Origin of the sequence: Streptomyces sp. NBC_01485 (assembly GCF_036227125.1) — a bacterium.
Taxonomy (GTDB): Bacteria; Actinomycetota; Actinomycetes; order Streptomycetales; family Streptomycetaceae; genus Streptomyces.
In genome coordinates this window covers 1,188,595-1,203,419 of record NZ_CP109435.1, presented here as the reverse complement: position 1 = coordinate 1,203,419, position 14,825 = coordinate 1,188,595, and the positions used below count along the sequence as shown (strand labels likewise).

The following is a 14,825-nucleotide window of genomic DNA, read 5'->3' as shown; positions in this document are numbered from 1 at the left end:
CACCAGGGCCCTCGGCGTCCCGCCGTCAGGCCGCCAGCCGCTCCCGCTGCGCGTCGTCGCCGTCCTCCAGGCCTGCCACGAACTCCTTGAGCCAGGCCACGAACTCCGGGCCCAGGTCGGCGCGTTCGCAGGCCAGGCGGACGACCGTGCGCAGGTACTCGGCCTTGTCGCCGGTGTCGTAGCGGCGGCCGGAGAAGATCACGCCGTGGACCGTGCCGCCTGCGGCGAGTTCCTGGAGGGCGTCCGTGAGCTGGATCTCGCCGCCGCGTCCTGGCGCGGTGCGCTCCAGGACGTCGAAGACGGCCGGGTCGAGGACGTAGCGCCCGATGACCGCGTACCGGCTCGGCGCGTCCTCGCGCGCGGGCTTCTCCACCAGCCCGGTGACGCGTACGACCCCGTCCTCGCCGGACGGCTCCACGGCCGCGCAGCCGTAGAGGTGGACCTGTTCGGGCGGGACCTCCATCAGTGCGACCACGCTGCCGGCGTACCGGTCGCGGACCTCGAGCATCCTGCTGAGCAGGGTCTCGCGAGGGTCGATGAGGTCGTCGCCGAGGAGCACGGCGAACGGCTGGTCGCCCACGTGGTGGCGGGCGCACAGCACCGCGTGCCCGAGGCCGAGCGGGTCGCCCTGACGGATGTGGTGGATGTCGGCGAGCCGGGCCGGGTCGCGCACCGCGTCCAGCCGCACGGTGTCGCCCTTGGCGGCGAGCGCCTGCTCCAGCTCGAAGGCGTGGTCGAAGTGGTCCTCGATGGCCCGCTTGTGCCGGCCGGTGACCATCAGGACGTCGTCCAGACCGGCGGCGGCAGCCTCCTCCACGACGTACTGGATGGCCGGCTTGTCGACGACCGGCAGCATCTCCTTCGGGGTCGCCTTGGTGGCCGGCAGGAAACGGGTGCCGAGGCCGGCGGCCGGGACGACTGCTTTGCGGACACTGGGTGCGGAGTGGGGGGCGCTCATGCCGATCACGGTGGCCCACCGGGATGGGAGTACACCGGGAGTCACCTCTGAGATTCCTGTGGGCCGGGTCGGGTCGGGCAGTGCCGTGCCGCGTCCCGCCTCCGCTGTGGGGTCGAAGAGGTCGGGCGAAGAGGGCGAGCTCGTCGAGGCCGGAAGTTGGAGATTCCGTGTGTCATCCGGCTTTCCATGTACACAAGTTGAATCCCGCCCTCCGGGTGCTTTTCGAATGCCGGTGCGGATACCGCCGGTAACTCGCCTGAAATTACTGTGCTTTGAATTTGGGTCACTCGAACTCCTTGTTTCCTGTGAGGCGTGTGTGCGAAGGTGAGCCTCCCCTTACGAATGGGCTGGATCAGGCCAACATGCCTGGTCAGGCTGAAGGTACGCACCCATCAGGCACCTGCTTTCCGACGACGTGCTTTCCGTGCCGTTCGTCGACTTGGAAGGAAAGGGTTCCGTGCATTCCCCCACACCCCCACGCCCGCCCTACCCGCCCCGCCCCGGGTGGACCCCCGGGGATTCCGACCCCCAACTCGCCGCCCGGCTGGCCGACGCCGACGGGCGGGCCGGCGCGGTCGCCCTGCTGTTCGCCCGTCACTGGCGGGCGGCCCACGACTACGCGACGGTCTGCCTGGCCGGCACCGAGGACACGGGGCGGCTCGTGGCCGCCGCCGCGTTCCACGAGGTGCTCGGCCGGCTGGCGGACGGGCACACCGGCGGCGGTGCTCTGCGTCCCCAACTCCTCGTCGCCGTACGGGAGACGGTCCGGAAATGGGCCGGCGCCGACGGAGTTTCAGCCGTGCTGCCGGAGCTGCGGAAAACCACCGGCGGCCGTGGACTGCGCGCGGCGCGGCCGGTGACGTCCGAAAGGCGGCAACTCGCCGAGCGCGCTTTTCAGTTGCTCCCGGCCGCCTCCCAATGCCTCTTGTGGCACACGGAGGTGGAGGCGGAACCCATATCCGTACCGGCTGGTCTGTCGGGCGTGGACGGTGTCACCGCGGCGGCCGTCCTGGAACAGGCGCGGGAGCAATTCCGGGTGGGCTGTGTACGCGCCCACCGGGAACTCGCGCCGACGACTGAATGCCGTTTCCACAACCGTCTTCTCGACGTTCCGCTGCGTCGTGGCGGAACCCTGCTGCCCGACGTCCGGGAGCATCTCGCGCACTGCCGCTTCTGCCGGCACGCCGCCGAACAACTCAGTCATTTCGACGGCGGGCTGGACGTGCTGCTCGCCGAGACCGTGCTCGGCTGGGGCGCCCGCCGCTACCTCGACTCGCGCCCCGGACGCACGGCCGCCGCCGAAGCCGCCGCCGACGCGCCGGTCCGGCCCGTCGCGGCGCGTGAGCCCGCCGGGGCACGTCAGCCCGTCGGGGGAGGCCGGCACCGCACCACCTCCGCGGGCGTGCTCGATCTGCCGGTCAGGCGGCCCAAGGCCGTGCTCGTGGGCGTGGGCCTGACCTCCCTCGCGCTGGTCGCGACCGCCTTCGTGGCCCAGGGCTGGTCCGACGGTGACGGCGCCCCCGCACCCGGCGCCACCTGGGGCGCGCCGGTCGGCGGGCCCAACACCCCGTCCGCCGACACCCCGCCCGCCGGTTTCCCGTCGGCCGCTTCCGCCTCCGGGTCCGCCTCCGGGTCCGCCGACGTCGCTCAGGGCAGCCTGCGCAGCCCGGGCACGGGGCTCTGCCTCGACGCCGCGGGCGGGCGGACCGAGGCCGGAGTGGGCATCGTCCTGGCGGGGTGCTCGCCGGCCGCGTCCCAGCAGTGGTCGTACCAGGACGACGGGGTGCTGCGCAGCGCCGCCGCCCCGGCGCTCTGCCTGGCCGCCGACCCCGGCCGCCGCACGACCGCCCTGGCCTCGTGCCTGGTGCACTCCGGTGAGACGTTCTTCGACCTGACCGTGCGTGGTGAAATCCTGCTGCGCAGGGACGGCGACCTGGTCGTCGCACGCGGCGCCGACGGGGCGAGGACGGTCGTCGTCGCCGCGCGGGACGGGTCCGCCGAGCAGCGGTGGGTGTTCGACACGGCCGCCACGACGGCCGGGGCACCCGGCCCGGAGGTACGGAAGGCGCCGGAGCCGCCCGCCCCGGGCGCTCAGGGAATCCCGGGTGCCCAGGGTGCCCCGGGAAGCCCGGACCTCCCGGCGCGCCCGGGAGCGCCCGGCGCCCGGCCTCTCGCCCCCGATGTGGCCCCGGCTCCGGCCGAACCCGCCCCGTCCGGGCCGGAGTTCGGGACGCGGTTCGCCCAGGTGGACTGCTGCGCCTCCTCGGCCGTCCCGGCCGGACCGGCGGTCCCCGCCGTCCTCCTCGACGCCGTCCCCGCCCCGGCCGAGGTGCCGCGCGTACTCGGCGCACTCGGCGAGGCCGTCGCGAACGTGACCAAGCCCCTCGGCACCTGAGCCACCGGCCGAAGCACCGAGCGACCGAAGCACCGAGCGACCGAAGGGCCGAACGACCGCAGGACCGAAGGAGGGGCCGCCCGAGGGGAGCGGCCCCTCCTTCTCGTTCCGATCCGGGCCGGGTCCGGCCGACCCGGTAGGCTTCCCCGATACGCAAGGCTGCCAAGGACGGCAGACGTCAAACGGGAGGAACCCGCGGTGCACGTGCAGGAATGGCTCGACACGGTGCCCGCGGCAGCCGTCTACGCCGTGGTCGGCCTGGTCATCGGACTCGAGAGCCTCGGCATCCCGCTGCCTGGCGAGATCATCCTGGTCTCGGCCGCGCTGCTGTCCTCCCAGCACGGCGGCATCAACCCCGTCGTCCTCGGCGCGTGCGCCACCGCGGGCGCGGTGATCGGCGACTCCATCGGCTACGCCATCGGCCGCAGGGGCGGACGCCCGCTGCTGGCCTGGCTCGGCGCGAAGTTCCCCAGGCACTTCAGCGAGGGGCACATCGCCACCGCCGAGCGGTCCTTCGAGAAGTGGGGCATGTGGGCCGTCTTCTTCGGCCGCTTCGTCGCCCTCCTGCGCATCTTCGCCGGCCCGCTCGCGGGCGTCCTGCACATGCCGTACTGGAAGTTCCTCACCGCCAACATCCTGGGCGGCATCGTGTGGGCGGGCGGCACGACGGCCGTCATCTACTACGTGGGCGTCGTGGCGGAGTCCTGGCTGAAGCGGTTCTCGTGGCTGGGCCTGGTGCTGGCGGTACTGATCGGCGTGACATCGATGCTGATCATCAAGCGCAAGGCCAAGCAGGCGCAGGAGCAGGGTGCTTCACGAGAGGCCGAAGCGGAGACGGTGGCGGCTGCCGAGTAGTTCCCCGCGCCCTGGGGGGTGTTGCACGTTGTCGCACTCACCCGTGGTCGTGGATCTCCCCGTGAGCCTTCGCCAGATCCGCGTACAACGTCGCGTTCAGCGTGAGCCCTTGGCGCTCCTCCTCCGTCAACTCCCGCCTCACCTTCGCCGGTACCCCCGCCACCAGCGACCCCGGCGGCACTTCCATCCCCTGGGGCACGAGCGCTTGGGCGGCGACCAGTGAACCCGCCCCGATCACCGCCCCGTTGAGCACGGTCGCGCCCATCCCGATGAGGCAGTCGTCCCCGACCGCCGCCCCGTGCACGACGGCGTTGTGGCCGACGGACACCCGCTCGCCGATGGTGACGGGGAACCCGGGGTCGGCATGCAGCGTCACGTTGTCCTGGACGTTGGCGTCGCGCCGGACGGTGATCCGCTCGACATCGCCCCGCACGACCGCGCCGTACCAGACGCTCGCTCCCGCCTCCAGCGTCACGTCCCCGATCACCGACGCCGTCGGCGCCACGAACGCCTCTGGGGCGACCTTGGGTTCCCTGCCGCCGATGCCCACGATCAGCGCCTTGTGCGTCATCACCGTCTCCTCGTGTCCGTCCAGCAAGTCCAGCCCGTCCAGGCCGTCTTTCCCGTCCTGCTCCCGCACCGTACCGCCACGCGGTAGGGCGAAGATCACAGGGCCGCGGACCCTGGCCGTGGTGCGTGCTGAGTACGGTGAGCGGGTGCCGAAGCGCAAGAACACGTTCTCATCCTGGCGGCGTCGCCTGGGGCAGCGGGCCGTCCACGCGGGCTGGGCCTGGGTGCAGCGCACGGGCTCCGTGACCGCCGAGCACCCCGGACGGCTCCGCTTCGGCTCGATCGGCACCGGCACCCGGCTCGCCTTCCCGCTCGGCACGGTCTTCGGGGAGCCGTGGATCCATCTCGGCGCGCACTGCATCGTCGGCGAGCAGGTCACCCTCACCGCCGGACTGATGCCCGACCTCGACCTCGGCCCCGACCCGATCCTGCGCCTCGGCGACGGCGTGGTCCTCGGCCGGGGCAGCCATGTCATCGCCGACACGACGGTCACCATCGGCAGCGACTGCTACTTCGGCCCGTACGTGTACGTGACGTCCACGAACCACTCCTACGACGATCCGCACCAGCCCATCGGCAAGCAGTGGCCCCGCATGGAGCCCGTGGAGATCGGCCCGGGGTGCTGGATCGGCACGGGGGCCGTGATCCTGCCGGGGGCGCGGATCGGACGGAACGTCGTCGTCGCGGCCGGGGCGGTCGTGCGCGGCGCGGTGCCCGACCACGCCGTCGTCGCGGGGGCGCCCGCCAAGGTCGTACGGCGCTGGACGCCCGCCGACGGCTGGCAGCCGCCGCTGCGCACGCCCGCGCCGGTGCCGATACCGGACGGGGTCACCTCGGACCAACTGGTCGCGATGTCGGGGCTGGACGAGGAGACGGTGAAGCGCCTGGCCCGGCTGGAGCCGGAGGGCTGACCCCCGGCTGCAAGGGCCGCAAGAGGCGTAAGGGCCGCAGGAGCCCCAGGAGCCCCAGGGGTCGTACGGGATCAGCCCGTCGCCAGCAGCAGCGTGCCCACCAGGGCCAGTCCCGCACCCGCCGCCTGGACGCCGCGCAGCCGCTCCCGCAGGAAACCGCGCGCGGCCAGCGCCGTCACCACCGGGTAGAGCGAGGCGAGTACGGCGGCCACCGTGACCGGGCCGTGCTGGGCGGCGACGGCGTAGGTGCCGTTCGCGGCGACGTCGGCCAGCCCGACGAACCCGAACGACGGCAGCGAGGCCCACGCCAGTCCGCCCTCGGGGAGCGCGGGCGCCCCGCGCCGGACGGCGACGTACAGCGCCGCGCCGCCCGTGGCCACGCTGGTCACCCGCTGCACGAACAGGGCGAGGAACAGGCCGGTGACGGTCGTGGACGCCTCGCTGATCAGCACGAACACCGTGCCGAAGCCGAGCGCCGCGACCAGCGTGAGCAGCACGGCCTGCCGCTGCACTGCGGCGCCCTTCAGCTGTGGACCGCCCGCCAGGACGACCCCGACGACCGCGACCGCGATGCCCGCGACCTGCATGAGCCCCGGGCGTTCGCCGAGGACCAGCCCGACGGAGACCGGCACGGCGACGCTCAGCGTGGCCAGCGGGGAGACGACGCCCATGGGGCCGAGCGCCAGCGCCTTGTAGAAGGAGAGCAGGGCGACCGGGCCGACCAGCCCGGCGGCGACCGCGAACCACAGCCGGGGGCCCGCCTCGCTCCAGCCGCCGGTGGCGACCACGATCGCGCCGAGGACGGCCGCCGCGATCGACTGCGAGACCACGACCACCGTGAGCGCCGGCGTCCGCCGGGTCAGCAGCCCGCCGCCGAAGTCGGCCAGGCCCCACAGAAGGCTGGTGGCCAGGGCGAAGAGTGCTGTCACGGGGTCCTCGCAATGCGGTTCGGTACAGTTCTGTGCACGATCAGGTGCACTCCACCGTAGTACAGGAAAGTGAATCCTGACATCCAGAATATTGAACCCCTGAACGGCCTGGCTCTCTTGTACTCCCGAACTCCCGAAGTGGACGGAACGTGTCGGACCTCGAACTTCTGACCCAGTCCCTGGCGCGCAACGTCAAGCACTGGCGTGCGGTGCGCGGCTTCACGCTGGATGTGCTCGCCGCCCGGGCGGGTGTCAGTCGCGGGATGCTCATCCAGATCGAGCAGGCCCGCACCAACCCGAGCATCGGCACGGTCGTCAAGATCGGTGACGCGCTCGGCATCAGCGTCACCACCCTCCTCGACTACGAACAGGGCCCGAAGGTCCGCATCGTCCCCGCCGAGCAGGCGGTACGGCTGTGGCACACCGACGAGGGCAGCTACAGCCGGCTCCTCGCGGGCACGGAGGCGCCGGGCCCGCTGGAGATGTGGGACTGGCGGCTCATGCCCGGCGAGAGCAGCGGCTCGGACCCGCACCCGACGGGCACGGTCGAGATCGCCCACGTCACCGCCGGTGAACTCACCCTCACCGTCGACGGCGCCGAGTACCGCGTCCCGGCCGGCGCGAGCGTCACGTTCGAGGCCAACGCCGCGCACAGGTACGGCAATCGGGGCGAGGTCCCGATGGAGATGGTGCTGACCGTGTCGGTACCGCCACCCGCCCACTGAGACCCTTCCCTGAGACACCGCCGCTGGTGGTGGCCGGCAGGCGCGCCGTCTAGGCCACCGCGTGATGGGCCAGCGGCAGATGCGGGTCGGTCTCGCCCGGTGACGGTGCCGGGTCCGCGTGGACCAGGGCGGCCGTCAGGCGGGGTACCGCGTGCAGCAGGGCGTGTTCGGCGTCCACGGTGATCCGGTGCGCCTGACGTACCGTCACCTCGCCGTCCACGACGACCGCCACCTCGGCCCGCAGCCGGTGGCCGATCCAGCGCAGCCGCAACTCGCCTACTCCGCACACTCCTTCGACCTCGCGCAGCGCCCGTTCGGCCCGGTCGACCAGGGCCGGGTCGACGGCGTCCAGCACCCGCCGGAACACCTCCCGCGCCGCGTCCCGCAGCACCAGCACGATCGCGGCGGTGATCGCCAACCCCACGACCGGGTCCGCGAGTTGCCACCCCAGCGCCGAGCCGCCCGCGCCCAGCAGCACCGCCAGCGAGGTGAACCCGTCCGTGCGCGCGTGCAGCCCGTCCGCGACCAGCGCCGCCGAGCCGATCGAACGGCCGACCCGGATGCGGTACCGCGCGACCCACTCGTTGCCCGCGAAACCGGCCAGCGCGGCCACGGCGACCGCGCCGAGGTGCTCGACGGGGCGCGGGTCGAGCAGCCGCTCGACGGCCGTCCACCCCGCGAAGGCCGCCGACGCGGCGATCGTCAGCACGATCGCGATGCCCGCCAGGTCCTCCGCCCGCCCGTAGCCGTAGGTGAAGCGGCGCGTGGCGGCCCGTCGGCCCAGCACGAAGGCGATCCCCAGGGGTACGGCCGTCAGCGCGTCCGCCGCGTTGTGCACCGTGTCGCCGAGCAGTGCCACCGACCCGGACGCCGCGACCACGAACGCCTGCGCGACGGCCGTCACGCCCAGCACCGCCAGCGAGACCCAGAGCGCGCGCATGCCCCGGGCCGAGGACTCCAGCGCCGGGTCCAGCTTGTCGGCGGTCTCGTGGGAGTGCGGGGAGAGGAGGTGGGAGAGCCGGTGGCGCAGTTTCCCGGGGGTGCGCGCATGCGTGTGGGCGTGGGGATGCGCGTGGCCCTGAGGATGGGGATGCGGGTGTTCGCGACCGTGGTCGTGATGGTGGCCGTGCTCGTGCTGCTCGCTCACATCGGTCCCTTCCGCTGCGCCGGGGTGGACGCGCGTCCGTCCACGGAGCCATTATGTGCGTATGAGCGCACGCATGCACCTGTCACCTGCGCACCATGCGCATCCGCGCACGCCCGGCGAGGAGCAGTTCGCCCTCGCCGCCGAACTTCTCGCCCTGCTCGGCGACCGCACCCGGCTCACCTTGCTGCACGCGCTCGCCGCCGGCGAGGCCGATGTGACGACGCTGACGGAAGCCTGCGGGGCGGCCCGGCCGGCGGTCAGCCAGCACCTGGCGCGGCTGCGGCTGGCCGGGCTCGTGCACACCCGCAAGGAGGGCCGCCGGGTGGTCTACTCGCTCGCCGACGGCCATCTGCGCCGCCTGGTGGACGAGGCGCTGAACGTGGCCGACCACCGCCTCGGGGACGAGCCGCTGCACGACTAGCCAGTCCAGTGGTCCAGGTCAGTGGTCCAGGGCGGTAGTCCGGGTCAGTAGTGCTCGGCCATCCCGAGGTACTGCTCCGCGAAGGCCGCCGCCGCGGTGGGCGAGGTGAACAGGCGGCGCAGGCGGGCGAAGGTCGTGCCCGCGCGGAACGGGTCCCCGGCGGCGGTCCCGTGGTAGACGTCCGACAGCCACTGCGAGAACTCCTGGTAGTCCCACACCCGGCGCAGACACGCCTCCGAGTAGCCGTCCAGGCCGTCGCCGTCACCGCCGTCCAGGTAGGCGACCAGCGCGTCGCCCAGCAGGAACGCGTCGTGCAGGGCGAGGTTCATGCCCTTCGCGGCGATGGGCGCGACGAGGTGGGCCGAGTCCCCGGCCAGGAAGAGCCGCCCGTACGTCATCGGCTCGACCACGTAGTCGTGCATGTCCAGCACGCGCTTCTCGATCAGCCGTCCCTCGGTGAGCGGCGTGGCGTCCGGGCCGCCCGCGAGGCGTTCGTGCAGCTCGGACCAGATCCGGTCGTCGGACCAGTTCTCCGGGTCGTCGCCGGGCGGACACTGGAGGTAGTACCGGGTCATCTCGGGACTGCGGGCCATGTGCCCGGCGAAGCCGTTCGGATGGACGCCGAAAAGGACGCAGTCGGACGACGGGGGCGCCTCGGCGAGCAGCGCCAGCCAGCCGATGCCGTAGTCGTGCCGTGCGATCCGCGCCCGCTCCGGCACCAGCGCGGCCCGGCTGACCCCGCGAGCCCCGTCCGCGCCGACGATGAAGTCGCAGGTGAGCAACTGCCGTTCACCTGTCTCCGGGTCGGTGTACGACACCGACGGCAGCGCCGTGTCGACGTCGTGCAGCTCGACGTCGCGCACAGAGAAGCGGGCGTCGCCGCCGCGCACGTCGACGTACTCGTGCACGAGGTCCGTCACCAGCAACGGCTGCGGGTACACCCAGTGGTGATGCCCCGTCAGTTCCGTGTAGGAGAAGCGGTACTGCTCACCGGCGAAGCGGAACTCGCAGGCCGAATGCCGCTCGGCCCGCTCCAACAGGTTGTCGGCCAGGCCCCGTTGACGCAGCGCGCAGACGGCCCACTCCTCGATGACGCCGGCGCGTGGCCGCCGCTCGATGAACTCACGGCTCTCCGTGTCCAGGACGAGACAGTCGACGGACGCGGCCCGCAGGATGTTGCCGACCGTGAGGCCTGCGGGACCCGCGCCCACGACGACGACCGGGGTGTGCGGGAGGGAAGGGGAGTTGGTGGTCACGCGAACAGTATGAGCGGCCCCGTGATCTCCCCTTAGGGGTGCCGGTCAGGAGTTCCGGCCCAGCCGGGGAATCTCGATCGCCGGGCAGCGGTCCATGACCATCTCCAGGCCGGCGGCGCGCGTACGGTCGTAGGCCGCCTCGTCGACGACGTCCAACTGGAACCACACCGCCTTCGCGCCCTTGGCGACCGCCTCGTCGGCGACGGCGCCCGCGAGGTCGCTGTTGACGAAGACGTCGACGACGTCCACCTCGAAGGGGATGTCGGCGAGGGAGGCGTACCCCTGCTCCCCGTGCACCGTCTCCGCCTTCGGGTGGACGGGGACGACCCGCTTGCCGAAACGCCGCAGCACCTCGGCGACGCCGTACGCCGCGCGCCCGCGGTTCGTCGACAGGCCCACCACAGCCCAGGTGTCACCGAGTCCGGTGAGGATCTTGCGGATCGTTGCCTCGTCGCCGTACACCGGCGGCCTCCTTGGGTCGGACAGGACATGTGGTCGGACAGGTCATGGGGTCGGGCAGGAGCTGTTCCCAGGGGTGTTCCCGGGGCGGTCCTCGGGACTGTCCTCCACTGCAACAGACTGCGCCGGCCCCTGATTCCGGGCGGCTTGCCTGCGAATCGTCCGCCAGCCGCCTACGCTCGGGCTCGTGCTGCGCATCATCGACGCCCGAACCGGCGAGCCCGTCGTCGCCGCCCCCGTCCGGCGGGGCCTGACCCGTGTCGAGGCACATGCCTCGGGGTACGGCCCCGGCTCGCTCCGTGTCCTGCTCGTCGCCGACCTCCTCTTCCGCGCGCTGGAACTCGGCGGCACGCCCGTCTGGGCCGTGCTCACCGGCGAACGAGAACAGGCGGAACTCCGGGCGGGCGCCACCGCCCTTGGCATGCACCCCTTCGAGGACGGCCGCGACCTCGGCGCCGGCGCCGGACTGGGCGAGGCACAGATCCTGCACGTGGTGGGGGAGGACGGCCCGGCCCCCGACGGGGTACGGGTCGCCGTCGCGCCGGCGGAGGGGATCGTGCCCGGGGGACCGCCGGGCACGGACGCCGCCCCGGCCCCCGACCCCGCCGTCCTGCGCCTCGCCCTCCTCGCCACGCCCCGCACCGAGCCCGTCCGGCTCGACGCGGCCGTCCTGGGCGAGGCCCACGACACGCTCGTCCGCTGGCGTCGGGCCGTCGCCGACTGGGCGCGACGTCCCTCGCGGCCGGTGCCCGACGAGCTGCGCGGGCGGCTGCGCGCCGCCTGGGAGGACGACCTGGACATGCCGGCGGTGCTGGGGGTCCTGCGGTCGGTGGCGGACGCCGGGCCCGAGCTGCCCGACGGCGCCCGCTTCGAGACCTACGCCTACGCCGACCGTCTCCTCGGCCTCGAACTCACCCGCGACCTGGGAGCCCCGGCGTGACCGGGCCCGGCGGCGGGACAGCGCCGCGCCGGCTGGTGGTTTTGCGGCACGCCAAGTCGGCCTGGCCGGACGGCGTCCCCGACCACGACCGGCCGCTCGCCCCGCGCGGCCACCGGGACGCACCGGCCGCGGGCCGCGCGCTCGCCGCGGCCGGCTGCGTGCCGGACCTCGCCCTGTGCTCCACCGCCGTCCGCGCCCGCCGCACCTGGGAACTGGCCGCCGCCCAGTGGGCCGGCCCGGCGCCGGTGCGCTTCGACCCGCGGCTGTACGGGGCCGACGTGCCCGAGCTGCTGGACGTCGTGCACGAGACGCCCGCCGAGGTCGGGACGCTGCTGCTGGTCGGGCACAACCCCGGCCTGGAGGAGCTGGTCCTCGACCTGGCGGGGGAGGGCCTCGGCGACGCCCTGGACGAGGTGCGGCTGAAGTTCCCGACGTCGGCCGTCGCCGTCCTGGCCTGGCACGGCCCCGACTGGCGCGCCCTGACCCCGGGCACGGCCCTGCTGACCTTGATGACCGTCCCGAGAGGCGCGAAGCCGCACGACGGCGACGTCTGACCCGCGGCTAGCCGACGTGCACGCGCGGGCGCCGCGCCGGGTCGGGCTCCGCGCGGCGCAGAACCTCGCGGGTGACCGGGGCGACCTCGCCGTCGCCGAAGACGAGGAAGCGGATCAGATGGCTCACCGGGTTGCCCTCGGTCCAGCTGAAGTAGGCGTGCGGGACCTCGCCCGTGCGGTCGCGCAGCGCCAGCAGGACGGCGGCGACGGCGTTGGGGACGGTCGGACCCGAGACGCGCAGCCGGCGCACCCCGTGCTTCTTGTCGCCGTGCACGGCGATGTCCGCCGTGAAGTCGGAGGAGTCCCGCAGCAGCACCTCCAGGAACAGCACCGGGCCGCCGCCGGGGATCGGGGTGTGCTCGCGCTGCTCCCCCTCCTTGGCGCGGTACGCGCGCGTGCTGTGTTCCCGCGGCTCGTTCGCGATGAGCTGGAGGGGTCCGCGGTGCGCGGCCTCGTCGACGAACCGGGCAGCCGCCTCGTCGAACGTCACCTCCGCCGCGCGCAGCTCGAAGGCCCGGTGCACCCGTGAACCGAACGACGTGACCAGGATGGCGAAGATGAAGATCCCCGCGATCCTGATGCCGTCCGGCCGCTCGATGACGTTCGCGACGAGCGTGTAGGCGAAGACGGCCGTGATCGCGCCGAAGCCGAGCGTGGCCCGCCGGTGGCGGCGCCGGTGCACGGCGACCGTGGACGCGAACGCCGCCGACAGCATCAGCACCAGCACCCCGGTCGCGTAGGCGCCGCTCTGGGCGTCGACGTTCGCGTGGAACCACAGGGTGATGAGGACGGCGGTCGTCATGAACACCAGGACGAGCGGGCGCACCGCGCGGGCCCACTCCGGGGCCATGCCGTAGCGGGGCAGATAGCGCGGGACGAGGTTCAGCAGACCGGCGAGCGCGGAGGCGCCCGCGAACCACAGGATGGCGATCGTGGAGACGTCGTAGACCGTGCCGAAGGCCTGCCCCAGGTGCTCGTGCGCGAGATACGCCAGCGCCCGGCCGTTCGCCGGGCCGCCGCTGTCGAAGTCATCCTGAGGGATGAGGATCGTCGTCGCCAGACTGGACAGCAGCAGAAAGCAGCTCATGATCAGCGCGGCCGTGGTGAGCAGCCTGCGGGTGTCCCTGATCCGCCCGCGCGGCTCCGCGTACGTGTCCGTCGCGTCGCCCTTGACCTGCGGCATCACCGCCACGCCCGTCTCGAAGCCGGACATGCCGAGCGCCAGCTTCGGGAACACCACCAGGGCCACGCCGAGCATGACCCACGGCGAGGAGTGCTCGGCGGTCAGCGCGTCGGTCCAGTCGGCGATCCGCGCGGGGTGCGTGAGGATCTCCTGGGCGGAGACGGCGAGCACGACCAGGTTGAGCGCCAGATAGACCGCCACCAGGGGCACCGCGATGCCGATGGCCTCCCGGAAGCCCTTCAGGAACACCGCGCCGAGCGCGCCGACCAGCACCAGGGTGATCCACTCGTTGCCGCCGTGAATCCACTCCGGGGCGAAGGGGTTCTCCACCACGTGCGCGGCGGCGTCCGCGGCCGACAGCGTGATCGTGATCATGAAGTCGGTGGCCGCGAACCCCAGCAGCACCAGCACCAGGATCTTCCCCGACCACCACGACAGCAGCCGCTCCAGCATGGCGATCGACCCCTCGCCGTGCGGGCTCTCGTGCGCCACCCGCCGGTACACCGGCAGCGCCCCCAGCAGCGTCAGCGCGATCAGCACGAGCGTGGCGAGCGGCGACAGCAGCCCGGCCGCGAGCGCGGCGATGCCGGGCTGGTAGCCGAGCGTGGAGAAGTAGTCCACGCCGGTCAGACACATCACCCGCCACCACCGGTGGCCCTCCTGCTCCGGGGCCGGGGTGGCGTGCGGGCCGGGATGACGGGCGGTCTGCTCGCTCAGCCCCTCCAGCAGCCAGGCCCGCCACCGCGCCGACCGCGCACCCGCGCTCTGCTCCTTCACCGGACCTTGACTACCCCGTACGGCGGCCCCCGCACCACCGCATAGGCTGACCGGATGCAGGACGAGTACCGCACGGTCGCCCACGCGCGCGTGCACGAGACCGAGGTCAACCGCTCCCGCTTCCTGTGCGCCCTCGCCCCGGCGGCCACCGAGCGGGAGGCCCAGGACTTCGTCGCGTCCGTCCGCAAGGAGCACGCCGACGCCTCCCACAACTGCTGGGCGTACGTCATCGGCGCCGACGCCTCCGTCCAGAAGGCGAGCGACGACGGCGAACCCGGCGGCACCGCGGGCGTCCCGATGCTCCAGATGCTGCTGCGCCGCGACATGCGGTACGTCGTCGCCGTCGTCACCCGCTACTACGGCGGCGTCAAACTCGGCGCCGGCGGCCTCATCCGGGCGTACGGCGGCGCGGTCGGCGAGGCCCTCGACACCTTCGGCACCCTCACCCGCCGCCGCTTCCGCCTGGCCACGCTGACCGTGGACCACCAGCGCGCGGGCAAGGTGCAGAACGACCTCCACTCGACCGGTCGCGAGGTACGGGACGTCCGCTACGGCGAGGCGGTCACCATCGAGATCGGCATCCCGGACGCCGACGTCGACGCCTTCCGCGCCTGGCTCGCGGACGCGACGGCGGGCACGGCGGGCTTCGAACTGGGCGGCGAGGCGTACGGGGACGCGTAGCGACGCGCGCCGCAGCCAGCAGGCAAGTGGGGGGAATGTCCGTAACGCCCCTTTGTGGTGGCTG

The 14,825-nt window shown here is 73.1% G+C and carries 15 protein-coding genes; 8 read left to right on the top strand and 7 right to left on the bottom strand.

Features of this window, described 5'->3' with window-relative positions; translation table 11 throughout:
- Window positions 1–25: 25 nt before the first annotated feature.
- The gene (gene galU, locus OG352_RS05020; protein WP_329214739.1) at window positions 26–958 is read right to left on the bottom strand and encodes a UTP--glucose-1-phosphate uridylyltransferase GalU; all 933 of its coding nucleotides are present in this window, start codon (window positions 956–958) and stop codon (window positions 26–28) included.
- Between the two features lie 457 nt (window positions 959–1,415).
- Between galU and OG352_RS05015 the strand changes: the two genes are divergently transcribed.
- Together OG352_RS05015 and OG352_RS05010 are read left to right on the top strand one after the other, a co-directional pair.
- Entirely contained in the window at window positions 1,416–3,353 is a 1,938-nt protein-coding gene (locus OG352_RS05015) for an RICIN domain-containing protein (RefSeq protein WP_329214737.1), read from the top strand.
- A 198-nt stretch (window positions 3,354–3,551) separates the two neighbouring features.
- Window positions 3,552–4,208 (top strand): DedA family protein, encoded by a 657-nt coding sequence (locus tag OG352_RS05010; protein ID WP_329214735.1) that lies wholly within the window; start codon window positions 3,552–3,554, stop codon window positions 4,206–4,208.
- A 37-nt stretch (window positions 4,209–4,245) separates the two neighbouring features.
- On the opposite strand, the gene OG352_RS05005 is transcribed toward OG352_RS05010, so the two are convergent.
- Window positions 4,246–4,779 (bottom strand): gamma carbonic anhydrase family protein, encoded by a 534-nt coding sequence (locus tag OG352_RS05005; RefSeq protein ID WP_329223725.1) that lies wholly within the window; start codon window positions 4,777–4,779, stop codon window positions 4,246–4,248.
- A gap of 145 nt (window positions 4,780–4,924) precedes the next feature.
- On the opposite strand from OG352_RS05005, the gene OG352_RS05000 reads away from it, so the two are divergent.
- Window positions 4,925–5,689 (top strand): acyltransferase, encoded by a 765-nt coding sequence (locus OG352_RS05000; RefSeq protein ID WP_329223724.1) that lies wholly within the window; start codon window positions 4,925–4,927, stop codon window positions 5,687–5,689.
- Between the two features lie 71 nt (window positions 5,690–5,760).
- On the opposite strand, the gene OG352_RS04995 is transcribed toward OG352_RS05000, so the two are convergent.
- Window positions 5,761–6,618, bottom strand: coding sequence for a DMT family transporter (locus tag OG352_RS04995; protein ID WP_329214733.1), 858 nt, complete (start codon window positions 6,616–6,618; stop codon window positions 5,761–5,763).
- A 149-nt stretch (window positions 6,619–6,767) separates the two neighbouring features.
- Between OG352_RS04995 and OG352_RS04990 the strand changes: the two genes are divergently transcribed.
- The gene (locus OG352_RS04990) at window positions 6,768–7,343 is read left to right on the top strand and encodes an XRE family transcriptional regulator (RefSeq protein ID WP_329214731.1); all 576 of its coding nucleotides are present in this window, start codon (window positions 6,768–6,770) and stop codon (window positions 7,341–7,343) included.
- A 49-nt stretch (window positions 7,344–7,392) separates the two neighbouring features.
- Here OG352_RS04990 and OG352_RS04985 read toward each other — a convergent pair whose 3' ends face one another.
- Window positions 7,393–8,490 (bottom strand): cation diffusion facilitator family transporter, encoded by a 1,098-nt coding sequence (locus tag OG352_RS04985; protein WP_329214729.1) that lies wholly within the window; start codon window positions 8,488–8,490, stop codon window positions 7,393–7,395.
- Between the two features lie 61 nt (window positions 8,491–8,551).
- On the opposite strand from OG352_RS04985, the gene OG352_RS04980 reads away from it, so the two are divergent.
- Window positions 8,552–8,911 (top strand): ArsR/SmtB family transcription factor, encoded by a 360-nt coding sequence (locus OG352_RS04980; RefSeq protein ID WP_329214727.1) that lies wholly within the window; start codon window positions 8,552–8,554, stop codon window positions 8,909–8,911.
- 44 nt (window positions 8,912–8,955) lie between these two features.
- Here OG352_RS04980 and OG352_RS04975 read toward each other — a convergent pair whose 3' ends face one another.
- Window positions 8,956–10,167, bottom strand: coding sequence for a 4-hydroxybenzoate 3-monooxygenase (locus tag OG352_RS04975; RefSeq protein ID WP_329214725.1), 1,212 nt, complete (start codon window positions 10,165–10,167; stop codon window positions 8,956–8,958).
- Between the two features lie 45 nt (window positions 10,168–10,212).
- Window positions 10,213–10,629, bottom strand: a complete 417-nt coding sequence (locus tag OG352_RS04970) for a CoA-binding protein (RefSeq protein WP_329214723.1) — start codon at window positions 10,627–10,629, stop codon at window positions 10,213–10,215.
- A gap of 184 nt (window positions 10,630–10,813) precedes the next feature.
- Between OG352_RS04970 and OG352_RS04965 the strand changes: the two genes are divergently transcribed.
- Window positions 10,814–11,566, top strand: a complete 753-nt coding sequence (locus OG352_RS04965; protein ID WP_329214721.1) for a hypothetical protein — start codon at window positions 10,814–10,816, stop codon at window positions 11,564–11,566.
- Window positions 11,563–12,120 carry a SixA phosphatase family protein gene (locus OG352_RS04960; protein ID WP_329214719.1) on the top strand — a complete coding sequence of 186 codons (558 nt, stop codon included), beginning with the start codon at window positions 11,563–11,565 and terminating at the stop codon, window positions 12,118–12,120. Before OG352_RS04965 ends, OG352_RS04960 begins: the two co-directional genes overlap by 4 nt.
- A gap of 7 nt (window positions 12,121–12,127) precedes the next feature.
- Here OG352_RS04960 and OG352_RS04955 read toward each other — a convergent pair whose 3' ends face one another.
- Window positions 12,128–14,080, bottom strand: coding sequence for an amino acid transporter (locus OG352_RS04955; protein WP_329214717.1), 1,953 nt, complete (start codon window positions 14,078–14,080; stop codon window positions 12,128–12,130).
- Window positions 14,081–14,134: 54 nt separating this feature from the next.
- Between OG352_RS04955 and OG352_RS04950 the strand changes: the two genes are divergently transcribed.
- Window positions 14,135–14,761: a YigZ family protein gene (locus tag OG352_RS04950; protein WP_329214715.1), complete on the top strand. Its 627-nt coding sequence runs from the start codon at window positions 14,135–14,137 to the stop codon at window positions 14,759–14,761.
- The last annotated feature ends 64 nt before the right edge of the window (window positions 14,762–14,825 follow it).